Source organism: Pseudomonas kitaguniensis, assembly GCF_009296165.1.
Taxonomy (GTDB): domain Bacteria; phylum Pseudomonadota; class Gammaproteobacteria; order Pseudomonadales; family Pseudomonadaceae; genus Aquipseudomonas; species Aquipseudomonas kitaguniensis.
Genome location: NZ_VUAZ01000177.1, coordinates 1 through 22448, shown reverse-complemented (window position 1 = coordinate 22448; position 22448 = coordinate 1). Strand labels below are relative to the sequence as shown.

The 22448-nt window shown below is 60.0% G+C and carries 16 protein-coding genes and 3 pseudogenes; 7 read left to right on the top strand and 12 right to left on the bottom strand.

Annotated features, from left to right (window positions below; all coding sequences use genetic code 11):
* Nucleotides 1-145: 145 nt before the first annotated feature.
* The 5 genes and pseudogenes from F0169_RS25265 to F0169_RS25245 all read right to left on the bottom strand — a co-directional run bounded on the left by F0169_RS25265 (nt 146) and on the right by F0169_RS25245 (nt 5704).
* Nucleotides 146-919 (bottom strand): enoyl-CoA hydratase, encoded by a 774-nt coding sequence (locus F0169_RS25265; protein WP_152747937.1) that lies wholly within the window; start codon nt 917-919, stop codon nt 146-148.
* A gap of 11 nt (nt 920-930) precedes the next feature.
* On the bottom strand, nt 931-2058 hold the full coding sequence (locus F0169_RS25260) for an acyl-CoA dehydrogenase (RefSeq protein WP_152747936.1): 1128 nt from the start codon (nt 2056-2058) through the stop codon (nt 931-933).
* 12 nt (nt 2059-2070) lie between these two features.
* Nucleotides 2071-3253 (bottom strand): annotated as a pseudogene (locus F0169_RS25255) (acetyl-CoA C-acyltransferase).
* A 12-nt stretch (nt 3254-3265) separates the two neighbouring features.
* Nucleotides 3266-4033, bottom strand: a complete 768-nt coding sequence (locus F0169_RS25250) for an SDR family NAD(P)-dependent oxidoreductase (RefSeq protein ID WP_152747935.1) — start codon at nt 4031-4033, stop codon at nt 3266-3268.
* A 21-nt stretch (nt 4034-4054) separates the two neighbouring features.
* On the bottom strand, nt 4055-5704 hold the full coding sequence (locus F0169_RS25245; protein WP_152747934.1) for an AMP-binding protein: 1650 nt from the start codon (nt 5702-5704) through the stop codon (nt 4055-4057).
* A gap of 224 nt (nt 5705-5928) precedes the next feature.
* On the opposite strand from F0169_RS25245, the gene F0169_RS25240 reads away from it, so the two are divergent.
* From F0169_RS25240 to F0169_RS25225, 4 genes and pseudogenes are all read left to right on the top strand, one after another.
* Nucleotides 5929-6822, top strand: coding sequence for a bestrophin family protein (locus F0169_RS25240; protein WP_152747933.1), 894 nt, complete (start codon nt 5929-5931; stop codon nt 6820-6822).
* Between the two features lie 77 nt (nt 6823-6899).
* The gene (locus F0169_RS25235) at nt 6900-7958 is read left to right on the top strand and encodes a tetratricopeptide repeat protein (RefSeq protein ID WP_058415302.1); all 1059 of its coding nucleotides are present in this window, start codon (nt 6900-6902) and stop codon (nt 7956-7958) included.
* A 144-nt stretch (nt 7959-8102) separates the two neighbouring features.
* Complete coding sequence (locus F0169_RS25230) at nt 8103-9602, top strand: ATPase domain-containing protein (RefSeq protein WP_152747932.1); 1500 nt, start codon at nt 8103-8105, stop codon at nt 9600-9602.
* Between the two features lie 47 nt (nt 9603-9649).
* Nucleotides 9650-11283: pseudogene (locus F0169_RS25225) on the top strand (ATP-binding protein).
* A gap of 115 nt (nt 11284-11398) precedes the next feature.
* Here F0169_RS25225 and F0169_RS25220 read toward each other — a convergent pair.
* From F0169_RS25220 to F0169_RS25200, 5 genes and pseudogenes are all read right to left on the bottom strand, one after another.
* Nucleotides 11399-11776: a response regulator gene (locus tag F0169_RS25220; protein ID WP_003217591.1), complete on the bottom strand. Its 378-nt coding sequence runs from the start codon at nt 11774-11776 to the stop codon at nt 11399-11401.
* A gap of 78 nt (nt 11777-11854) precedes the next feature.
* The gene (locus F0169_RS25215) at nt 11855-13048 is read right to left on the bottom strand and encodes a hybrid sensor histidine kinase/response regulator (protein ID WP_152747931.1); all 1194 of its coding nucleotides are present in this window, start codon (nt 13046-13048) and stop codon (nt 11855-11857) included.
* Nucleotides 13042-13641: a chemotaxis protein CheB gene (locus F0169_RS25210; protein ID WP_058415306.1), complete on the bottom strand. Its 600-nt coding sequence runs from the start codon at nt 13639-13641 to the stop codon at nt 13042-13044. Before F0169_RS25210 ends, F0169_RS25215 begins: the two co-directional genes overlap by 7 nt.
* The gene (locus F0169_RS25205; protein ID WP_371918586.1) at nt 13638-14468 is read right to left on the bottom strand and encodes a CheR family methyltransferase; all 831 of its coding nucleotides are present in this window, start codon (nt 14466-14468) and stop codon (nt 13638-13640) included. The genes F0169_RS25210 and F0169_RS25205 overlap by 4 nt, the downstream gene beginning before the upstream one ends.
* Nucleotides 14469-17965: pseudogene (locus F0169_RS25200) on the bottom strand (response regulator).
* Nucleotides 17966-18267: 302 nt separating this feature from the next.
* Between F0169_RS25200 and F0169_RS25195 the strand changes: the two are divergent.
* Both F0169_RS25195 and F0169_RS25190 read left to right on the top strand, forming a co-directional pair.
* A complete protein-coding gene (locus F0169_RS25195) occupies nt 18268-18633 on the top strand; it encodes a response regulator (protein WP_122252425.1) in 366 nt (121 codons plus the stop codon).
* A gap of 303 nt (nt 18634-18936) precedes the next feature.
* The gene (locus F0169_RS25190) at nt 18937-20337 is read left to right on the top strand and encodes a DUF1254 domain-containing protein (protein ID WP_152747930.1); all 1401 of its coding nucleotides are present in this window, start codon (nt 18937-18939) and stop codon (nt 20335-20337) included.
* A gap of 83 nt (nt 20338-20420) precedes the next feature.
* On the opposite strand, the gene F0169_RS25185 is transcribed toward F0169_RS25190, so the two are convergent.
* Nucleotides 20421-20915 (bottom strand): hypothetical protein, encoded by a 495-nt coding sequence (locus F0169_RS25185; RefSeq protein WP_058415310.1) that lies wholly within the window; start codon nt 20913-20915, stop codon nt 20421-20423.
* A gap of 163 nt (nt 20916-21078) precedes the next feature.
* On the opposite strand from F0169_RS25185, the gene F0169_RS25180 reads away from it, so the two are divergent.
* The gene (locus F0169_RS25180) at nt 21079-21771 is read left to right on the top strand and encodes an aspartate/glutamate racemase family protein (protein ID WP_152747929.1); all 693 of its coding nucleotides are present in this window, start codon (nt 21079-21081) and stop codon (nt 21769-21771) included.
* Here the strand turns inward: F0169_RS25180 and F0169_RS25175 are convergent.
* Complete coding sequence (locus tag F0169_RS25175) at nt 21768-22280, bottom strand: GNAT family N-acetyltransferase (protein WP_152747928.1); 513 nt, start codon at nt 22278-22280, stop codon at nt 21768-21770. The genes F0169_RS25180 and F0169_RS25175 overlap by 4 nt on opposite strands.
* Nucleotides 22281-22448: the final 168 nt, after the last annotated feature.

Below are 22448 nucleotides of genomic sequence, written 5' to 3'. Positions count from 1 at the left end.
GAGTGGTGGGGCAAGAGCGTTTTGGTTACTTTTGACTGGCGGCTCCGGATGTTCAAAAGTGACTCGCTGTAAGAGCGAAACCGATATAAGCCATAACGCAAATACGGGATATGTACGAAAATCCAAAGAACACATCGAACCCGCTTTATTGGTCTTTAAACTCAGGCGGCCGCTTGGCCACAAACGCCGCCATGCCTTCCTTCTGATCCAGCGTCGCAAACGCTGCATGGAACACCCGGCGCTCAAAGCGCACGCCTTCAGACAAGCTCACCTCAAACGCGCGGTTCACGCTTTCCTTGACCATCATGCTGATCGGCACCGATTTGCTTGCAATCAGGGCGGCCACTTTCAGCGCTTCTTCAAGCAATTCATCAGCCGCGAAGATGCGCGCTACTATCCCGCTGCGCTCGGCCTCCACCGCATCGATAAACCGCCCGGTCAGGCACATTTCCATGGCCTTTGCCTTACCCACCGCACGCGTCAGCCGTTGGGTGCCGCCCATGCCCGGCAACACGCCGAGGTTGATTTCGGGCTGGCCGAACTTGGCCGTGTCACCGGCCAGGATGAAGTCGCACATCAACGCCAGTTCACAGCCGCCGCCCAGGGCGAAGCCGTTGACCGCCGCAATAATCGGTTTACGGCGATTGGCCACGCGGTCGCTGTCGCTGAACAAGTCGTCCAGGTAGATCTGCGGGTAGGTCAACTCGGCCATTTCCTTGATGTCGGCTCCGGCGGCGAAGGCTTTTTTCGAGCCGGTCAAGACGATGCAGCCGATTTCAGGGTTGGCTTCCAGGCCATCCAGCGCCTGGTTCAGCTCGCTGACCAATTGCGCATTCAAGGCATTCAGGGCTTGCGGGCGATTGAGCGTGATCAGCCCTACGCGGCCCTGTACGTCGAGCAAAATAGTTTCGTAAGTCATGTTCCGGCTCCTTAAAGATTGCGTGAGATGACCATGCGCTGAATATCGCTGGTGCCTTCGTAAATCTGACAGACCCGCACATCGCGGTAGATCCGCTCCAAGGGGAAGTCGCTCAGGTAACCGTAACCGCCCAAGGTTTGCAAGGCAGCCGAGCAGACTTTTTCGGCCATTTCCGAAGCGAACAGCTTGGCCATCGACGCTTCCACCAAGGCTGGCTTGCCGCTGTCACGCAGCGCGGCGGCGTAATGCACCATTTGCCGGGCGACGGCAATTTGCGTGGCCATGTCGGCCAGGCGGAACGCCACGGCCTGGTGTTCGATCAGGGTTTTGCCGAAGCTTTCACGCTCGCGCGCATAGTCACGCGCCGCTTCAAACGCTGCGCGCGCCATGCCCACCGCTTGCGCGGCAATGCCCACGCGCCCACCTTCAAGGTTGGCCAGGGCGATTTTGTAGCCTTCGCCCTCCTCGCCCAAACGGTTGGCCAGCGGCACTCTCAGTTCCTCAAACAGAATCTGACAGGTGTCCGATGCGTGCTGGCCCAACTTGTCTTCTACCCGCGCGACCGTGTAGCCCGGCGAATCGGTGGGCACGATAAACGCGCTGATCCCGCGTTTGCCGGCTGCCGGGTCAGTCACCGCAAACACAATCACCGCCCCGGCGTTCTGCCCCGAGGTGATGAACTGTTTACAGCCGTTGAGCACGTAATGCTCGCCGTCACGGCGCGCGCGGGTCTTCAGGCTGCTGGCGTCGGAGCCGGCTTGCGGTTCGGTCAATGCAAAAGCACCGAGCATCGCGCCACTCGCCAGCGGCGCAAGGAACTGCTGTTTCTGCTGCTCGTTGCCGAAGGTCAGAATCGGCACGCAGCCCACCGAGTTGTGCACGCTCATGATGGTCGAGCAGGCGCCGTCGCCCGCGGCGATTTCTTCCAGCGCCATGGCGTAGGCCAGGTAACCGGTGTCGCAACCGCCCCACTGTTCCGGCACCAGCATGCCGAAAAAGCCCAGTTCGGCCATTTCAGCGATGGCGTCTTTGGGGAAGCGGTGTTCGCGGTCCCATTGCGCAGCGAACGGCTTGAGGCGCTCTTGCGCGAATTGCCGGGCGGCTTCGCGGATTTGCAGGTGTTCGTCAGTCGGCAGCATTGTGATGAGTCCTTAATACAGGCATTCAACGGCCATGGCGGTGGCTTCACCGCCGCCGATGCAGATGGCGGCAACCCCGCGTTTGAGGCCTTGCTGGCGCAACGCCGAGAGCAAGGTCACGAGGATTCGTGCGCCGGAGGCACCGATCGGGTGGCCCAGCGCGCAGGCGCCGCCGTGAATGTTGACTTTGCTGTGGGGTATTTCCAGCGTACTCATGGTCACCAGGCTCACCACGGCGAACGCTTCGTTGATCTCAAACAGGTCGACTTCATCCAGTTGCCAGCCGGTCTTGTTCATCAGCTTGCGAATCGCCCCCACCGGCGCCACCGGGAACAGCCCCGGCTCATCGGCGAAGGCGGCGTGCGCATGAATCACGGCTAACGGCTTGAGCCCACGCGCGTGCGCTTGGCTCTGGCGCATCAGCAGCAACGCTGCGGCGCGTCGGAAATCGAACTGGAGTTGGCCGCCGTCACCGTGCCGCCTTCGCGGAACGCCGGTTTAAGGCTGGCAATCTTGTCCAGGCGGGCTTTGGGCGGTTGCTCGTCATGTACGATGGTTGTTGGCTGTTTGCCGACCATGACCTGCACCGGCACGATCTCGGCGGCAAAGCTGCCGTGGGTAATCGCTTCCTGCGCACGGGTCAGCGAGGCAATCGCGAAGGCATCCTGAGCCTCGCGGGTAAAGCCGTTGTGCCCGGCGCAGTCCTCGGCGAAGGTGCCCATCAGGCGGCCCTTTTCATAGGCGTCTTCGAGGCCGTCGAGGAACATATGGTCGAGCACCTTGCCGTGCCCCATGCGGTAGCCGCTGCGCGCACGGTCGAGCAGGTAGGGCGCGTTGGACATGCTTTCCATGCCGCCAGCGATGATCACCTCGGCACTCCCGGCCAGCAGCGCGTCATGGGCCAGAATCGTCGCCTGCATGCCCGAGCCGCACATTTTGTTGAGCGTGGTGCAGCGCGTGCCCTTGTCAAGCCCGGCACCCAATGCGGCCTGGCGTGCGGGCGCCTGGCCGAGCCCCGCGGGCAGCACGCAACCAAACAGCACTTCATCCACCGCATCGGCGGCAACGCCGGCACGCTCCACGGCGGCGCGAATCGCCGCGCGCCGAGTTGCGGCGCGCTCAGCCCTTTGAGGTCGCCTTGAAAGCCACCCATCGGCGTGCGTACGGCGCTGACGATAACGATCGGATCATTCATGAGTTGTCCTCCTTACTTGGCGGCCATGCGCAAGGCGCCGTCGAGACGGATCACCTCGCCATTGAGCATGCTGTTTTCGATGATGTGCCGCACCAGCGCGGCGTATTCGGCGGGTTTGCCCAAACGTGGCGGGAATGGCACGCCGGCGGCCAGCGAATCGCGCACCTGCGGCGTCATGCCGGCCATCATCGGCGTTTCAAAAATGCCGGGCGCAATGGTCATCACCCGAATACCGAAGCGCGCCAGATCACGTGCAGCGGGCAGCGTCAGGCTGGCAATCGCGCCTTTGGAGGCCGCATATGCCGCTTGGCCAACCTGCCCGTCAAAGGCTGCCACCGAGGCGGTGTTGATGATCACGCCGCGCTCGCCGTCGGCATTCGCATCGGTTTCGGCGATTGCCGCCGCTGCCAGGCGCAGCAAGTTGAAGCTGCCGATCAGGTTGACGTTGATCACCTGGGCAAAGCTTGCCAACGCATGTGGGCCGTTTTTGCCGAGGATTTTTTCGCCGCGCACCACACCGGCGCAGTTGACCAGGCCATGCAAACCGCCAAATGCCGTAACGGCGGCGTGCACGGCAGCTTCGGCGGCGGCTTCCTGGCTGATGTCTGCCACCGCGCTGCGCGCGTTATCGCCGAGTTGTTGGGCCTTGGCGGCCACCGCTTCAGCGTTCAGGTCGACCAGCATGACTTTGGCACCGGCCGCGATCAGCATCTCGGCGGTGGCCGCGCCGAGGCCCGAAGCACCGCCGCTGACCAGAAATACCTTGTTTTCAATCTGCATTGTTGTGTCCTTAGAGGTGGGTTACGCCTGTGCGGCCTGAGCCTTGGCGATTTCCTGATTGCGCAAAATAAAGCGTTGCAGCTTGCCGCTCGGGGTCTTCGGCAAGTCGCTGACAAATTCGATTTCTCGGGGGTAAGCGTGAGCGGCCAGGCGCTTGCGCACGTGCAGGCGCAGTTCTTCGGCCAGTTGTGGGCTTGCGCTGTATTGCGGGCTGATCACCACAAAGGCTTTGACCACTTCCGTGCGCTGCGGGCAGGGTTTGCCGACCACCGCGGCCTCGACCACGGCCGGGTGTTCGACCAGCGCGCTTTCCACGTCGAACGGGCCGACACGGTAGCCGGAGGTGGTGATCACATCGTCACTGCGCCCGACAAAGCTGATGCTGCCGTCGGGGTTCAGCTCCACGGTGTCGCCGCTCAGGTAGTACGCGCCGACAAAGGCCTTGGTGGCCACGCCGTCATAACCTGCGAACCAGCACATGGGCGAGTGTTCGCGGTCGATGGCGAGAATGCCAGGCTGGCCCGCGGGCAATTCCTGATAGTTGTCATCAAGCACCACGATGCGGTGCCCCGGTGAGGCAAACCCGGCCGAGCCCACATGCACCGGGTGCGCCAGGCCATGGTGGTTGCACAGCACCATGCCCAACTCGGTCTGGCCATAGTGGTCGTGAATGGTCACGCCCAAGTGGCTGGCGAACCAGCGAATCACTTCCGGGTTCAGCGGCTCGCCGGCACTGCTGACGATGCGCAGCTTGCCCTTGATCGACTCGGCGAACTGTTCGCCGCCGGCAATCAACAGGCGATACGCCGTGGGCGAACCGGTGAGGTTGGTTATCGCGTATTTGTTGATCACCCGGCAGGTGCTTTCCAGCGTGAACGGGCCATCGTAGAAGGTAATCGGGTGGCCCATCGACAGCGGCCCGGTCACGCCGAAATAGATGCCGTAAGCCCAGCCTGGGTCGGCGACGTTCCAGAACGCATCGTCGGGGCGCAAATCCACCGCGTCGCGGGTGTAGCTCTGGAAGGCGACAATTGCCTTGAGCGGCACCGACAGGGCTTTTGCCGGGCCGGTGGTGCCCGAGGTGAACATCAGCAGGAACGGATCATCCGCGCCCAATAACAGCGGCTCGCAGACGCTTGAGTGGCGCGCCACTTCGGCCCAAAAACTGCAGTCGCCGCGCACGATGCCTTCACCTTTGGCGCCGGCGACCGTGACGATGGTTGGGCAGCCTTGCACCTCGGCCAATTTGGGGCGGTTCACCGCATCGGTGACCACCAAGGCTGCGCCAGCCGCGCTCAGGCGGTGCTCGATGGCCTTGGGGCCGAACGCGGTAAAGAGCGGCTGGTACACCGCGCCGATGCGCCAGGTGGCCAGTACCACCACCAGTAATTCAGCAGTGCGTGGCAACAGCCCCGCGACTTTATCGCCGCGCCTGATGCCTTGGGCCAACAGGAAGTTGGCGAAGCGCGCCGCGTGGTCCTGCAATTGGCTGAAGGTCACGGTGGCACTGGCGCCGTCCTTGCCCTCCCAGAACAACGCGATGCGCCCTGGCAGCGCGTGGCGGTCGCAGCACTCTACACAGGCATTCAGGGCTTGCAGGTTGCCGGCCAGTGCGGCGTCTGCGGTGTGCTGGTAATCAAACTCGGCGGTGGCAGCCAAATACTCACGCATCGCTTCAAATCCTTGTGTGTTTTTATTTTCAGGACGCTTTGCAGGACAAGATTCCCCGAAATAGTCGCTGCAGAGCGCAACCCGCAGCAATAGTCAAAGCCATCAACATGGCTGACTGCTTTGGCCAATCATTGAGCCGACTGATCAGCCGGTCAGCCGCAGTGATTGGACGCACCTGCCGCAAGCTTCTACTCTGCAGGCCTGCGCCCGCAAAGAAGCCGCCGATGATCGTTCGCCCCAAGCCCAATCTGTTAGGCATCCTGTTTTCCCTCAAGGGCTCGATTGCCAAGCGCATCGCCTTGCGTAGCCTGCTGGTGACCTTGTTGGCGTCAGTGATAGTGCTGATCGAAACCCTGCACCCTGCCTACTTTTCCAAGGTCAACGCCACGCCCTTCACCTTGCTTGGGTTGTCGTTGTCGATTTTCATGAGTTTTCGCAACAACGCCTGTTACGACCGCTGGTGGGAGGGGCGCAAGCAATTGGGGCAAATGCTGATTGAGGTGCGCTCGTTGATCCGCGAAACCCAAGTACTCGGCGACGGCGCAGAGCGCACGCAACTGTTGCGTGGCCTGTGCGGCTTTGCCCACGGGTTGATCGCGCAGTTGCGCCTGGAAGACCCCGCGCGGGCTATACAGCCCTGGATGTCGGTGAACCCTGCTCACCCGAATCTACCCGACCATGTGCTGCAACAGCTCGGCGCGGGTTTTTCGGCGCTGGCAGAACGTGGCGTGATCAGTGAATGGCGCTACACCCAGCTGGAAACCCGGCTGGTCAGCTTGAGCCAGGTTCAGGCCGCGTGCGAGCGGATCAAACACACGCCGCTGCCCTTCCCCTACACGTTGCTGCTGCACCGCACCATTTACCTGTTCTGCATACTTCTGCCGTTTGCCATGGCCGAGCCATTGGGTTGGTTGACGCCGGTGTTTACTGCCATCGTCAGCTACACATTCTTTGGCCTGGATGAAATTGGCGACGACCTTGAAGACCCGTTCGGGTTTGACGAAAACGACCTGCCATGCAATGCGCTTGTGCGCACGTTGGAGCGCGAAATCCTCGCCGCCACCGGCGAGCGCAACCTGCCGCCTGCGCTGGAGCCGGTTGATTACGTGCTGACCTGATACGGGTTTGACACTCGCCGTGGTCTGACCGAAGCTTGTGACTTTGCGATAGCTGCCCCTAGCTTTTGGACGCCTGCATGTCAAAGTCACGCCGTTATTCCATCGTCGGCCTGTGCGCCCTGTTGTTGATTGTGTTGCTCACCTGGTATTTCTCGCGCAGCACGCCAGTGGCTGTGCCGCCTGCCATTGCGCAGAGTTATTCGAAAGCCTTGAAGCAGGCGCATAACGGTGAACCGGGCGCGGCGCGTGTGCTGTATCAACAGCTCGGCCGACCGGACCTGTCGCCGGAGCGGCGCGTGGCATTGCATGCCGAGCTGCCTAATTACCCAAGCCCGCAAGCACTCAAACTCACCGATAAAGACTTGGCCGATACCTCGCCGTTGGTGCGTGAAGCGGCGATCCGCAGCATCGTCGGCCTGGTGCCCACCGGCCAGCGCACCTTGTTACTGGGGCCGGTGCTGGATGACCCGGAGCAGGAGGTGCGTTTCGCCGCGGCCAACGCCTTGCTCGGCCTGTCACCGGACACACTGGGCCTGTACTTCGGGCCGTTGCAGCAAGTGCTGGATGAGTTCGTCAAAACGCTTAAAAGCCAGCCCGAAACCGCCGAAGGCTGGATTCAACTGGCGCGCCTGTACATCCACAGCGCCCTGCTGCCGGACGCGCAGCATGCGCTGGAACAGGCCATGCGCTTGCAGCCCGACAACTTGCAGGCGGTGGTCGCGCAAATCGAGCTGCTGGATAAGCAGGGCAAGACCGACGAGTCGCGCCAACTGCTGGCGCGCCAGTTGGCGGCGCACCCTGAATCGGCGTACCTGCAACACGCGCTGGGCCTGTGGTTGTTACACCATGGCGAACGCCCTTATGCGCTGCTCGGCCTGTCGAAAGCGGTGGAGCTTGCGCCCGACAATCAGGATTACCGCTACGACCTGGCGACCACGCTGCACGACCAACAAGAGTTGGAAGCGGCGCAGCGCCAGTTGGAGGAAATCATCCAGCGTCACCCGGCCAATCGCAAAGCCCGGGTGTTGTTGGTCAACTACTGGAAAGAGACGGGGCAGTTGCAGAACGTGCAAGTGTTGCTGGCACAGCTTGAGCAACAGAACCCCGACGATCCGGCGTTGCAGCAAGGCCTGTGATCGCGCCGCGAAAACGCGTAAGCCATTAACGCAGCATACAAATATCAGCAAACTTTGAACGGCTACGGGCCACTACGGTCAAGTGAATATGGCGCGCCAGAGGCGGTGCGCCACCTCTACTTGCACGTGACTTGAGGAAACTTCTTGTCTACATCCAATGCGCAGCTCAGTGAAAAGGCGGCCACCGGTATTGAAGGTCTTGACGACATTCTTTCCGGGGGGCTATCGCGTCGCCACCTGTTCCTGTTGGAAGGCGAACCCGGTACCGGTAAAACCACCGTCGCGCTGCATTTTTTGCAAGCGGGCGCAAAAGCCGGCGAAACATCGCTGTACATCACCTTGTCCGAGACCGAGCGCGAATTGCGCCAAGGTGCCAAGTCGCATGGCTGGGACCTCGACGACAATATCCATATCTTCGAGCTGACCCCGCCCGAAAGCCTGCTCAATGCGGACCACCAGCAAAGCCTGCTGTACTCCTCCGACCTGGAGCTGGGTGAAGCCACGCGGCAGATTTTTGAAGTGGTCGAACGCATCAAGCCAACCCGCGTGGTGCTCGACAGCCTCTCCGAAATTCGCCTGTTGGCGCAAAGCTCGCTGCGCTATCGCCGGCAGATCCTCGCGATCAAGCACTACTTTGTGCGCTACGACGCCACGGTGCTGTTGCTCGATGACCTGACCACCGAGTCCCTCGACAAAACCGTGCACAGTGTGGCCCACGGGGTTATCCGCCTGGAAGAACTGACGCCCAACTACGGGGCCGAACGCCGCAGAGTGCGGATCGTCAAATACCGTGGCCAGAAATACCGTGGCGGTTTTCACGACTTCACCATCATGGGCGATGGCATCCATGTGTTCCCGCGCCTGGTCGCGGCCGAGCATCGCGGCGGCTATGTACGCCAGACCTTGAGCAGTGGCATTCGCGCACTGGATGCGTTGATGGGCGGCGGTGTCGAAACCGGCTCCAGCAGCTTGATCCTCGGCCCTGCGGGCACCGGTAAATCATTGATCTCGATGATCTTCGCGGCAGCGGCGGTGGCGCGTGGCGAAAAAGCCGCGCTGTTCATCTTTGATGAAGAACTCGGCTTGTTGTTCGAGCGCATGAAAAACATGGGCATCGACCTCGCCGCGCTGCAAGAGACCGGCAACCTGCTGATCGAACAAGTGGATGCCGCCGAATTGTCGCCTGGCGAATTCTCGCACCGGGTGCGCCGTTGCGTTGATGAGCGCGGCATCAAAACCGTGGTCATCGACAGTATCAATGGCTACCAGGCCGCGATGCCGGAAGAAAACGCACTGATCCTGCACATGCACGAACTGCTCCTGTACTTGAACCGCCGTGGTGCGGCGACGTTCATGACGGTTGCCCAGCATGGGCTGGTCGGTGACATGCAGGCGCCGGTCGACATCACCTATTTGGCCGACACCGTGATTTTGCTGCGTTATTTCGAAGCGCTGGGCAAAGTGCGCCGTGCGATCTCGATCATCAAAAAGCGCACCGGCGCGCATGAATCGACTATTCGTGAATACCGCATCAGCGGCCAGGGCATGACCGTCGGCGAACCACTGGATAATTTCCAGGGTGTGTTGCGCGGCATCCCGACCTACATGGGCGCTGGTTCACCTCTGCTCAAGGATGAGGGCTAGTGGCAAGTATTGCTCCCCTCTCCGAGCGCGCGATCGTATTGGCGCCGATGGGCCGCGACGGCTCATTGGCGCTGATGATGCTCAATGAGGCTGGCTACGGCGGCATCATCGCGACGAACCTGACGATGCTCTGCGAAGCGCTTGAGCAAGGCGCCGGCTTGCTGATTATTGCCGCCGAGGCCCTGCGTGGCGTGGATCTGGAACCGCTGCTGGAGCTTTGCATCAGCAGCCGGCCTGGTCCGACTTGCCGATTGTATTGATGACCCATCATGGCGGCAGCGAACAGAACGGCTCCTCTCACCTGAGCGGTTTGCTCGGTAACGTGACGTTTCTGGAGCGGCCCTTCCATCCCGTCACCCTGATCAGCTTGGTGAGTACCGCCTTGCGCGGCAGGCGCAGGCAATATGAAGCACGCGACCGTTTGATTGACTTGGGCCAGAGCGAACTGCGCCTGCAGCGTACGCTCGAAACCCTTGAGCAGCAGGTGGAGGAACGCACCGCGCAACTGCGCAGCAATGAAGAAGCGCTGCGCCAGTCGCAAAAAATGGAAGCCGTTGGCCAATTGACTGGCGGCATCGCGCATGACTTCAACAACATGCTCACCGGCATCATCGGCAGCCTGGAGCTGTTACGCCGGCGCATTTCGCGCGGCAAGCTGGATGACCTCGACGGCCTGATCGATCTGGGGGTGACCTCGGCCAACCGCGCGGCGGGCCTGACCCACCGTCTGCTGGCGTTTTCGCGCCGGCAGTCGCTCGACTCCAAGCCTGTAGAGCTCAACCAACTGGTGAGTTCCATGGGTGAGCTGCTGCAGCGCAGCATCAATGAGAGTATCCAGCTCGACATGCGCCTCGCCGCGCAGTTATGGACTGCCGAGGCCGACCCGAACCAGTTGGAAAGCGCCCTGCTCAACCTGGTGATCAATGCTCGGGATGCCATGCCCAATGGCGGCCAGTTAGTGGTTGAAACCACCAACCGCCACCTCGACAGCGTCTTCACCGCCGCTTACGGCACCCTGGAGCCCGGTGATTACGTAGAGTTGAGTGTCAGCGACAACGGCTGCGGTATTCCCGAAAACCTGATGGCCAGGGTGTTTGATCCGTTCTTTACCACCAAACCGATTGGCCAGGGCACCGGGCTTGGGCTGTCAATGATCTACGGGTTTGCCCGGCAATCTCACGGCCATGTGACGATTCACAGCGAAGTCGACAAAGGCACCACCGTCAGCCTGTTTTTGCCGCGTTTTATCGGCGAAATGCAGGTCGTAGAATCGATTAATCCCGAGTTGCTGCCCTTCGCCAATGCGGGCGAAACCGTGTTGATCGTCGAGGACGACCCGGCGGTCAGAGTGCTGGTCAGCGCGGTACTGAAAGAACTGGGTTACGCCTTCGTCGAAGCCGGCGACGCCAGCGGTGCTTTGCCGATCATCGAGTCTGAGCAACGCATCGACCTGCTGATCAGCGACGTCGGCCTGCCCGGCATGAACGGCCGGCAACTGGCGGAAATCGGCCGGCAGATACGGCCGGGGCTCAAGGTGCTGTTCATCACCGGTTACGCCGAGCACGCTGCAGTGCGCGGTGGGTTTCTGGACCCCGGAATGCAACTGATCACCAAGCCGTTCACGTTTGATTTGCTGACCGCCAAGGTGCGCGAAATGATCCACATAGACCGCACTGATTAAGCTGCCTGTTGGGCACCCGACTGAAACACACAGCCTAAAGCAGCCAATGAAAGGGTTTCATTGGCTGCTTTAGGCTGTGGTTTGGTGGGGCAGCGGGTTACGGTTGAGGCGCGCCTTACGCCAGCAGGCGCTGGATATGCTCTTGCAGCGTATCCAGGTCAAACGGCTTGGCCAAAATCGGCGCGTTGCGTGTGATCGGGCTGTTGCAGTCGAGAATCTCCTGCGGGTAACCGCTGATAAAGATCACTTTCAGTTCCGGACGCAACTTGATCGCGGGCTCGGCGATCTGCACCCCGGAAATCCCGCCCGGCAGGCGATAGTCGGTGACCATCAGGTCCAAGTGCGGCTTGGTGGCGAGAATTTCAAACGCCTGCTCCCCATCGATCGCCTTCAAGACCCGATAGCCCAAGCCTGCCAGGTATTCACCCAACACAAACATAATGGATTCATCGTCCTCGACGATCAAAACGACATCTTGTGCATCTTCACTCATGGGAAGCCTTTGTCCGGTCAATAGCTGCAATTACGACCATGGGGTCACGCAGAGGTTGCGTTGAGGTGACGACTGATTTCATGTCGACGCCTCAAGCGGCAAACACACCCGGAACAGCGCGCCCTCGCCTATGCGGCTGTGCACTTCGATGGTTCCGCCGTGAGCCTCGACAATCTGCTCGGAAATGAACAACCCCAACCCCAGACCGGCTGCGACGTGACTGGCGGACACGCGCTCGAACTGCTGAAAAATACGCTTCTGGTTGTCTTCGCTGATGCCGATGCCATGGTCGCGCACTTCCACGCGCGCCTCGCCATGCTCAGTGTAGACGCGCACCTCCACCGGGCTTTTGGCGCCGTAGCGCAAGGCATTGGTCAGCAGATTGGAGACGACCTGCTCAATGCGGAACTCATCCCAAAAGCCCTCTACCGGCCCTTCGGCGTCCAACTGCATGGACGACTCGGCAGCCGCCACCTGTGGCGCGAAGTTTTCCACCAAGTTGCGCACCAACTGAGCCAGGTCAAAGTGCGCCGGGCGAATCGACAGTTTGCCGGTGCGGATACGCGACACGTCGAGCATGTCTTCGATCAGCCGGATCAGGCTACGGATCTGGCGTTCGTCGCGGTCGACCATCGCGTGCATTTTGTCGAGGGTGAACGCGTCGGCGTTGTCCCGGGCCAAGTGCATTTTGCGCAGTTGGGTCTCCAGGATCAGGCCGTTAAGCGGCGTACGTACTTCATGGGCGACGATCGACATGAAGTCATCGCGCATGCGCACTGCCTGTTCCAGCTCGGTCTGGGTGGTCTGCAAGCGGGTCAGCAGCAGCTCCTGCTCGCGGCGGCTGCGCTCCAGCGCTTCAACCTGCTGCTTCATCGCCTTGCTCTGGCGATACAGGTCGACGAACACATTGACCTTGCTCTTGACCGCGTGAATGTCCAGCGGCTTGTGCAGGAAGTCCACGGCACCGCTTTCATAACCCTTGAACGCATAATTGAGTTCGCGGCCGGCGGCGCTGACGAACACAATCGGAATGTTTTTGGTTTTTTCAGTGCCGCGCATCATTTCGGCCAGCTCGAAACCGTTCATGCCGGGCATTTGCACGTCGAGAATCGCCATGGCGAACTCGTGCTCCAGCAACAGTGACAAGGCCTCGTCGGCGTTCAGTGCTTTGAAAACCTGTCGGTCCTCGCGCTTGATCAGCGCTTCGAGGGCCAGCAGGTTTTCCGGCAAATCGTCGACGATCAGCAGTTTGGCCTGGACAGTACTTAACATGGGGAAGATTCCAGGGAAGCCAGCAATGAGCCAATCTCGCTCAAGGTTAGAATATGATCAGGTGTTTGCAACGCCAGGGCTGCCAGGGGCATGACGGCAATCCTTGCTTCTTTGGGGTCTTGTACCACCGTGGTGCCGCCGGACTGTTTGACATAGGCCAGCCCATGCGCGCCGTCCTGGTTGGCACCGGTCATTAAAATCGCCAGCAAGCCCTCGCCATAGGCATCGGCGGCCGACGCGAACAAGTAATCAATGGCCGGCCGCGAATGGTGCACGCGGTCCTCCTGGCTTAACGACAAGCTGCGGTCATGCTCTACCGACAGGTGATAGCCCGGCCCGGCGAAATACACGGTGCCCGCGTCGATCACTTCCTTGTCCCGCGCTTCCTTCACCGGGATCCGCAGGCGCCGTGCAAACACTTCAGCCAACTGGCTGCGGCGCTCATCCGGCAGGTGCAGTACGGTAATGATCGGCAAGCCAAAGTCGTCAGGCAGGTCGCCGAAAATTTTCAGCAGCGCCTCGACGCCACCGGCAGACGCGCCGACGACGATGGCTTCAATCGCGCGATACGGGTTGGCTGCGGCGTCGTTCATGATTTTCGGTAGATCCGTTCCTGCTTGACCAAGGGTTCGAATTGCTTGCTGTAGGCGGAAAAGTCCAGGGTTTCCTTGCTGCCCAGCACCAAAAAGCCACGATGACACAGCGACTCATGAAACAATCCAAACGCTCGGTCCTGCAAATTTTTATTGAAATAAATCAACACGTTACGACACGAAATTAACTGAGTTTCGGAGAATACGCTATCGGTCGCCAGGCTGTGGTCGGCAAACGTGACGTTCTCGCGCAGGGTCTTGTCGAAAATCGCGTAATCGTACGCGGCGGTGTAGTAGTCGGCAAATGAACGCTGGCCACCGGCCTGTTGGTAATTGGCGGTGTAGGCACGCACGTTCTCAAGCGAAAAAATTCCCTGCTTGGCTTTGTCCAGCGAGGCCGGGTTGATGTCCGTCGCGTAAATAATCGTGCGCTCCAGCAAGCCCTCTTCACGCAGCAGGATCGCCATGGAGTAGACCTCCTCCCCGGTGCTGCACCCGGCGATCCAGATTTTGATCGACGGATAGGTCTTGAGCAGCGGCACCACTTCCTGGCGAATCGCGAGGAAGTGCGACGGGTCGCGGAACATCTCGCTCACCGGAATCGTTAGAAATTGCAGCAACTGCATGAACGCGGCCGGGTCATGCAACACCCGCTCCTGCAGCGCAGAAATGGTTGCGCAGTCGAACTGGCGCAGCGCATGGGCCACGCGCCGCTTGACCGACGCACCGGAGTAGTCGCGAAAATCGTAGCTGTACTTGAGGTAAATCGCCTCGATTAACAGGCGCAGCTCAATGTCACTGCTTTTTTCCAAGAAACTTCGCTCCACTTAAATGCGTTCCATCTTGGGCAGCCATACACGAATCAATGAGAACAAACGGTCCAGGTCAATCGGCTTGGCCAGGTAATCGTTGGAACCGGCCGCGAGGCAGCGCTCCTGATCGTCCTTCATGGCCTTGGCCGTCACTGCGATGATCGGCAACTTCTTCCAGCGCGGGTCCTGACGGATCAACGCGGTGGCCTCGTAACCGTCCATCTCCGGCATCATCACGTCCATCAGCACCAAGTCGATGTCGTCTACTTCATTGAGCCTGTCGATGGCCTCGCGCCGTTACGCCCGATCACCACCACCGCACCTTTGTGCTCCAGCGCGCTGGTCAGGGCGAAAATATTGCGCACGTCGTCGTCGACCAACAATATTTTGCGCCCTTCGAAGACTTTGTCACGACTGCGCGCGGTCTTGAGCATCTTCTGGCGGTCATGGGACAGCTGCGATTCGACTTTGTGCAAAAAGAGTGTCACTTCGTCCAGCAGGCGTTCAGGTGAGCGCGCGCCCTTGATGATGATCGAGCGCGAATACTTGCGCAGCTCGGCTTCTTCGTCGCGGGTCAGGTTGCGCCCGGTGTACACGATCACCGGCGGGAACGAGCAAATGTCCTCGGTGGCCATGCGCTTGAGCAGCTCGTTGCCGAGCATGTCGGGTAGCTTGAGGTCGATGATCATGCAGTCATAGACGTTGGTGCGCAGCAGGTCGAGCGCAGCCTGGGCGTAGCCGACATCAGTGATTTCGATGTCGTCGTCGCCGATCAAGCGGGCAATGCTGTCGCGTTGCAAGTCATCGTCTTCCACCAGCAGCACGCGCTTGACCTTTTGCGTCAGTTTGGCTTCGAGCCGCGCAAACACGTCTTTGAGCTCTTCGCGGGTGGTGGGTTTGACCGCGTAACCAATGGCGCCCATGTGCATGGCGGCTTCGACGCGGTCTTCCACGGAAATCACATGCACGGGGATGTGGCGGGTACTCGCGTGTTCCTTGAGGCGTTGCAGCACGGTCAGCCCGGAGTGGTCCGGCAAACGCATGTCGAGCAGAATCGCATCAGGGATGAACTCTTCAGCCAGGCTGTAACCTTCATCCGCGCCGTGGGCGACCAGGCAGTTGTAGCCCAGCTCGTGCGCCAGGTCGAAGAGGATGCGCGCAAAGTTTGGCTCATCCTCCACCACCAGGATGCAGCGGGTGGTGAATGGCGCCTTGTCACGGTCGTCGGCAAAGCGCGGAATCTGCTGGGCGTCGGCCACCGGCAGCGGCGAAACCGCAATCGGCTTGGGTGCCGGCGCCGCCACGACCTGGCGTGGCGCCTCGACCGGTGCCGCGCCTTCTTCGCGCTCCACATATTGTTCTGGCAACACCAGGGTAAACACACTGCCGTTGCCCGGTTCGCTGGTCACGCTGATATAGCCGCCGAGCAACGCCGCCAGATCGCGCGAAATTGACAAGCCCAGACCGGTGCCGCCGTAGCGGCGGTTAGTGGTGCCATCGGCCTGGCGGAAGGCCTCAAAAATGCTTTCTTGCTGGTCCGGCGCAATGCCGATGCCGGAGTCGCGCACCGTAAAGGCAATGCCCTCACCCGGCGCCCGCGAAACAGACAGGCTGACTTCACCTTGCTCGGTGAATTTGACCGCGTTGGACAGCAGGTTCTTGAGGATTTGCTCCAGGCGCTGGCGGTCGGTAAACAGCAAGGTCGGCGCGCCTTCCTGGATGTCCACCTGGAAACCCAGCTTGCGGTCGGCTGCAAGCGGCTCGAACATGCCGCGCAGGCCGTCCACCAGCCGTGCCACGCTGGAATTTTCCGGGCGCATGTCGAGCTTGCCGGCTTCGACCTTGGAAATATCCAGAATGTCGTTGATCAGGTTGAGCAAGTCATTGCCGGCCGAGTAGATCGACTCGGCAAACTTGACCTGTTCAGCACTGAGGTTGTCCTGAGGGTTTTCGGCCAACAGCTTGGCCAGAATCAACGAGCTGTTCAGCGGCGTGCGCAGCTCGTGGGACATGTTCGCGAGGAATTCGGATTTGTACTTGCTGGAGCGCTGCAATTCGTCAGCACGTTCTTCAAGCTCCAGTTGCACGCGGTTGAGCTCGACGTTCTTGCGGTCCATGGCGTCGCGCTGGTCGGCCAGGGTCTGGGCCTGCTCGGCCAATTGCTCGTTGGTCTGCTCAAGTTCAGCCTGTTGGGTTTCCAGGTGGGCCTGCGATTCCTTGAGAATGCGCGACTGCTCTTCGAGTTCTTCGTTGGCGGTCCTGAGTTCTTCCTGCTGCACTTGCAGCTCTTCGTTAAGTTGCTGGCTCTCGGCTAACACTTCCTGCAAGCGCTGGCGATACCGCGCGGCTTCAATGGAGGTGCCGATATTACCGGCGATCAGCTCCAGCAGCTCCACATCACGCTCTTCCAGCGGGCGCAGAAAACCCAGTTCAAACACGCCGTTGACGCGGTCATCATCGCTGGTCGGCATCACCAGTACACTGCGGGTAGTGCCTTCTCCCAAGCCGGAACTGACCTTGAAATAATCCACCGGCACATCGTCCAGGCGAATCAGTCGATCAAGCTGAGCGGCTTGGCCAACGATGCCTTCGTCACTGTAAATCGACTGCGCCTGCTGCTCCTGCTCACGCGAGAAGCCATACGTGGCCACGCGTTTGAGGCCGCCGTGTTCTTCGCGCACATACAGCGCGCCCACGGCGGAGCCCATGTACTGGGCAAAAAACTGCAGGATGTTGCGACCGAGCATATTCAGAGTCAGTTGGCCGAGCACCTGTTCAGCCAGCTCGGTCTGGCCATTACGCAGCCAGGCCTGCTGTTCCAGGCGTCGCGCAATCTTTTCTTGTGACGCGAGGTTTGCGCTGTAACTATCTGAAAGAGTTACTAAATTCTTGCGACCGAAATACGCCAGGAAGCCGCTCAGGCCGAGCACAAAGACCAGGTACAGGGTGACGCTGAACACCGTGGTCCTTGTCACCTCTTGATTGCGGTTAATACGCAGCTGCTGCTCCATCGACACAGCGTCCTGGTATTCCTTGCGAATTTCGTCAGTCAGGCGCTTGCCACGGCCGGCTTTGACCGCACCACGGAAGTCACCACTTTCGCGCTGCAAATCAATCATTGACTGCGCGTATTTGTTCCACTCGGCTTGCAGCGCCTCCAGACGTTTGAGGCGGTCCACCTGTTGGCTGTTGTCCGCGACCAACTCCTGCAAATTACGCAACTCCGCAATGATCCTCGGCTTCGCCACCTCGTAGGGGTCCAGAAAATGCTCATCGCCGGTGATCAGGAAACCGCGCATGCCGGTTTCCAGGTCGACCGACAGCTTGGACGATTCATTGAGGTTGTTGATGACACGGTCGGTGTGCTCGACCCACTGAATCACCGACAGCAAATAGGTGATCAGCACCACGAAAAACACCGCGCTGAGCACGCCCACGCTCAGAGGCAGCGCAACGTTGCGGCTCAGGAGTTTACGAAAGCTGTGTTCATCGACAGACGACGCGCGAGTCATGGGCATGCCTTGGCCAAGTATGGAAAAACCGGGAGTTTGCCCGAACAACGGGGCCCAAGGCTATGGTTCTTAATTGATTTGGCGCAATCACCTGCGCAGTCGGCGTCAATTTCAGGTTGATTCACGCCGGGCTCACTGGAATATTCACCGACCTTAAAACCGTTGCCTGCCACGCGACATTTGCGCCCAACCCCTTCACAATATCGACGCCAACGGAACTTGCCGAGATGGACGCCACTCATTAGAGAATGGTCTTTCATGCGCTAAATACCCGTCCCTCCATTATTCCGAGAGTTTTGATTATGTCCGCTAACCCCTCCATCATCCTTGTAGTCGAAGACGACGCCATTGTGCGCATGCTGATCGTCGATGTACTCGAAGAACTGGAGTTCGCGGTAGTTGAAGCTGCGGACGCTGAAGAAGCGTTGAAGGTGGTCGAAAAAACCGACCAGGTGATCGACCTGATGATGACCGATGTCGGCCTGCCCGATATGGACGGCAAGCAGTTGGCAGCCAAAGTGCGTGAGTTGCGCCCTGCTCTGCCAATCCTGTTTGCCAGCGGTTATGCCGACAACATCGATGTGCCCGCCGGCATGCAGGTGATTGCCAAGCCGTTCTCCATTGACCAACTGCGCGACAAGGTTAAGTCGATGTTGCCCGCCGCATAACTCGCGAGCGTGCGAGGCCGCCTGACAAGGGCGGCCGTTTGCCTGCCTCTAAACTCACTCACCTCCCCGCCACGCCTCTCCCCGAGCGTTTTTTACGCGCGCCATTGAACAAAAACCGTGATTGATCGAACGATCTTTACGTTACTGCGCACGCGCTAAAAGACTTCCAGCGCAACTGCGTGCAAACTCTGCCCGGCAACTACGGCTTCAGCTATTTGCGACGGTATGCGCCGACTGCGCCCTACGTCTATAACCGCTGGAAATTCGACGACATCACTCCAGTTTCTTAAGAGACGCAACAACATGATCAGAAAACCGACGCGCCTGCTGTTGGCGAGCCTCTCGATACTCATGAGTACCGGCGCCTGGGCCGATTTTACCGCAACGCCCAGCGAAGCCCGAGCCATTGCCAGGGAAGCCTACTTGTATGGCTACCCGGTGGTGGAGATGTACAAGACGCTCTACACCCAGGCCGTCGATAAGGGCGGTGCCAACTTCAAGGCGCCGTTCAACCACATCGGCAACACTGCCCAGGTTGTCACTCCCAAGGACACCGCGCTCGTTAACCCGAACCCGGACACACCCTACTCTTTCGTGTGGATGGACTTGCGTAAAGAGCCGCTGGTACTGACCTTGCCCAAGATCGAAGACAACCGTTATTACTCGGTACAGTTGATCGACCTCTACAGGCAGAACTTCGCCTACTTGGGCACGCGCAGTACCGGCAACAATGGCGGCCACTACATGATCGCCGGGCCGGACTGGAAAGGTCAGCAGCCGGTCGACATCGACCGCGTGGTTTACAGCGAAAGCAATATTGCCTACGCGCTGTACCGCACGCAGTTGTTTGATGATAAAGACTTGAGCAAGGTCAAGCAGATTCAGAGCGGCTACAAAGTGCAGACGCTGAGCAGCTATGTAAAACAAGCCGCGCCGCCGCCGGTGCCGAAGATCGAATGGCCCAAGCCGATGGCCACGATGACCGAAGGCCCACAGTTGTTTCGCTACTTGAACTTCATGCTGGCATTCGCTGCACCTCAGGACAGCGAGAAAGACCTGCTGGCGCGCTTTGCCAAGATCGGCATTGCGCCCGGCGCGCCGTTCAAAGTCAAACAACTGACCGCCGAACAACGCAAAGCCCTGGAAGACGGCATCTCCGATGCCCGCGCTGAATTTGCGGCGTTCAAGAAAGACAAGCTCGATACGCACCAAGTACCCACGAGTGATCTGTTCGGCAGTCGCGACCACCTGAACAACAACTATCTGTACCGCTATGCCGGTGCCGACATGGGTACGTTTGGTAACTCGGGCGATGAAGCCGTTTACCTGCGCTATGTTGTCGACAGCGAAGGCAAACCCGCCAACGGCGCACGTCACAGTTACACCCTGCACTTTGCCAAGGGCCAACTGCCGCCGGCCGATGCGTTCTGGTCGCTGACCATGTACGACGCCAAGACCAAGCTGCTGGTGCCGAACCTGAAAAAACGCTACTCGATCAACTCGCAGATGCTGCCCAGCCTCAAACTGGACGCGGACGGCGGCTTGACCCTGGCGTTGCAGCACCACGAGCCGCCCAAAGCTGAACAGAGCAATTGGTTGCCCGCCCCGCCCCGCCCGTTTTACGCGGTACTGCGGATTTACCTGCCCAAGCCTGAGGCGGTTAACGGCCAATGGACGTTGCCGCCGTTGACGCCGCTCAAGTAACACGATGTGCCCGGCCACCCGCTTTTGGTCGGGCACTTAATGCGCTTCGCAGCCCGCACTAGTGCGGTCGATTTATGACCCGCTTAGCCGCGTTCGCGAGGGATCAGGCTTTGCAATTGCGACGCCAGGAAGTTCGCGTCGAAAGCGAAGGTGTCCGGGTCTTTTAGGCCGTTGGTCTTCTTCCACAGCCAGTCGTTTTTATCCGCCGGCAGTACCAGCGACACACTGCCGTGGCGCGCGGCCGTCAGGCCCATCACCGACACGGAGATCGAACCGCCCGCGCCCATTACATCCGGCACGAACTCCACGGTCTTGCCGGTGATTTGCACGGTCAGTTTTTCGGTCTTGAAGGTCGATGTTTCGACCGGCAGGCTTGGGCCGTGGGCCACGTACGCCTCACGATGGACATCCAGTAAACCCACGGTTTTCACCGGTTCCAGCCATTGCTCAATCTGCCCGAACAACTCGCCGAGCTTTTGCGCCCAGCGCGCCGACTGCACATCGAATTGCTGTTTTTTATGCGCTTCGCTGTCGGCGTAATGACGAAGCATCTCGCCCAGTTGTTGTACATCGTCCATTGCGGATCTCCTCGGGTGAGCCAGGTTGCGAGCGCTGATCATGGCAGATGCGGCGGCTGACCGTGCGGCTTAAAACTGCACGGGTCATTTTGCAGGTAACTGCGTATGACTAATCTGCCGCCACTGGGTAAGGTGAGCCTTCATGCCTTTTCAGGAGCATCGCATGCGTACCATCGGCCTTATCGGCGGCATGAGCTGGGAGTCCAGCGCCGAGTACTACCGCCTTATCAACCAACGTGTACGCGACCAGCTGGGCCCACTGCGTTCGGCGCAACTGTTGATGTACAGCGTCGATTTTGGCCCCGTCGAACGCGCCCAGCATGCGGGCCGCTGGGATGACGCCGCGCTGATTCTCGAAGATGCCGCACGCCGCCTGGAGGCCGGCGGCGCCGACTGCGTGGTGCTGTGTACCAACACCATGCACTTGGTGGCGCCGCGTATTGAGGCGGCGGTGTCGATTGCGTTTTTGCACATTGCCGATGCAGCTGGTGCCGCTGCGGTAGCGCGCGGCACACTGACGGTCGGCTTGCTCGGCACGGCGTTCACCATGGAGCAGGACTTTCTAACGTCGCGCCTGGCTGCCCAGGGTTTAACCGTATTGGTGCCGGACGCAGATGAGCGCCAGGCCGTGCACCGGATTATTTATGAGGAATTGTGTGTCGGCGTGATCAGCGATGCATCGCGCCAGGTGTACCAACGCGTGATCGCGTCGCTGGCCGCGCGTGGCGCCCAGGCGATCATCCTCGGCTGCACGGAAATCGGCCTGCTGATCAAGCCGCAGCACAGTGACCTGCCGCTGCTGGACACCACCGAGCTGCATGCGCAGGCTGCGGTGGCGTTTGCTTTGCAGGCTTAAGCCGAATTGCGCAGGCGCGCCATGCTCAAGGTGTCGACAAATACCCCGTCACGCAGCGCGTAATCGCGCAGCCGGCCTTCGACTTCGAAGCCGAACTTGCGGTAGAGGTTATGCGCCGCCTCGTTGTCGGCGTAAACGGTGAGTTCCACGCGGTGCAGGTTCATCCAGTTGTCGGCCACGTCCAGCGCGGCGGTCAATAAGCGCGAGCCCACGCCTTTGCCCTGCCAGGCCGTCGCCACGCCCATGCCGAACGAACCGACATGGCTCTGGCGCACGCGCAGGTACTGTTCCAGGCCCAGTTGGCCGATCACTTCACCCGCTTGCACGGCGACCAGTTGTAGTCTGCGCTCGTTGTCCATGACCAAGCGTTTACGCCAGGCTTCGACTGACTGAAAAGGCATTTGCAGCACCTGACGGCACACGGCCGGTTCGTTGTAGAGCGCAGTGACGCCCTCAAGGTGCGCCTCGGTGAAGCGCTGGATCACGATAGTGAGTTCAGGTGTGGGCATTGTGCTTCGTCCTTTGAAAGACACGTGGCCCGTCAGTTTAGGCGGCGCACGCGCACGATGGCTAGCGTGAGAACGATCATTCAACCGACCCACTCTCGCAAACCGAATGCACTCAACTGTGGGAGCGGGCTTGCTCGCGATTGCGGTGTGTCAGATAAGTATTTTTAA

Excerpts from the sequence above, each read along its gene's own strand:
- F0169_RS25265 (WP_152747937.1), bottom strand. The coding sequence starts at position 919 with ATGACTTACGAAACTATTTTGCTCGACGTACAGGGCCGCGTAGGGCTG.
- F0169_RS25260 (WP_152747936.1), bottom strand. The coding sequence starts at position 2,058 with ATGCTGCCGACTGACGAACACCTGCAAATCCGCGAAGCCGCCCGGCAA.
- F0169_RS25250 (WP_152747935.1), bottom strand. The coding sequence starts at position 4,033 with ATGCAGATTGAAAACAAGGTATTTCTGGTCAGCGGCGGTGCTTCGGGC.
- F0169_RS25245 (WP_152747934.1), bottom strand. The coding sequence starts at position 5,704 with ATGCGTGAGTATTTGGCTGCCACCGCCGAGTTTGATTACCAGCACACC.
- F0169_RS25240 (WP_152747933.1), top strand. The coding sequence starts at position 5,929 with ATGATCGTTCGCCCCAAGCCCAATCTGTTAGGCATCCTGTTTTCCCTC.
- F0169_RS25235 (WP_058415302.1), top strand. The coding sequence starts at position 6,900 with ATGTCAAAGTCACGCCGTTATTCCATCGTCGGCCTGTGCGCCCTGTTG.
- F0169_RS25220 (WP_003217591.1), bottom strand. The coding sequence starts at position 11,776 with ATGAGTGAAGATGCACAAGATGTCGTTTTGATCGTCGAGGACGATGAA.
- F0169_RS25215 (WP_152747931.1), bottom strand. The coding sequence starts at position 13,048 with ATGTTAAGTACTGTCCAGGCCAAACTGCTGATCGTCGACGATTTGCCG.
- F0169_RS25210 (WP_058415306.1), bottom strand. The coding sequence starts at position 13,641 with ATGAACGACGCCGCAGCCAACCCGTATCGCGCGATTGAAGCCATCGTC.
- F0169_RS25195 (WP_122252425.1), top strand. The coding sequence starts at position 18,268 with ATGTCCGCTAACCCCTCCATCATCCTTGTAGTCGAAGACGACGCCATT.
- F0169_RS25190 (WP_152747930.1), top strand. The coding sequence starts at position 18,937 with ATGATCAGAAAACCGACGCGCCTGCTGTTGGCGAGCCTCTCGATACTC.
- F0169_RS25185 (WP_058415310.1), bottom strand. The coding sequence starts at position 20,915 with ATGGACGATGTACAACAACTGGGCGAGATGCTTCGTCATTACGCCGAC.
- F0169_RS25180 (WP_152747929.1), top strand. The coding sequence starts at position 21,079 with ATGCGTACCATCGGCCTTATCGGCGGCATGAGCTGGGAGTCCAGCGCC.
- F0169_RS25175 (WP_152747928.1), bottom strand. The coding sequence starts at position 22,280 with ATGCCCACACCTGAACTCACTATCGTGATCCAGCGCTTCACCGAGGCG.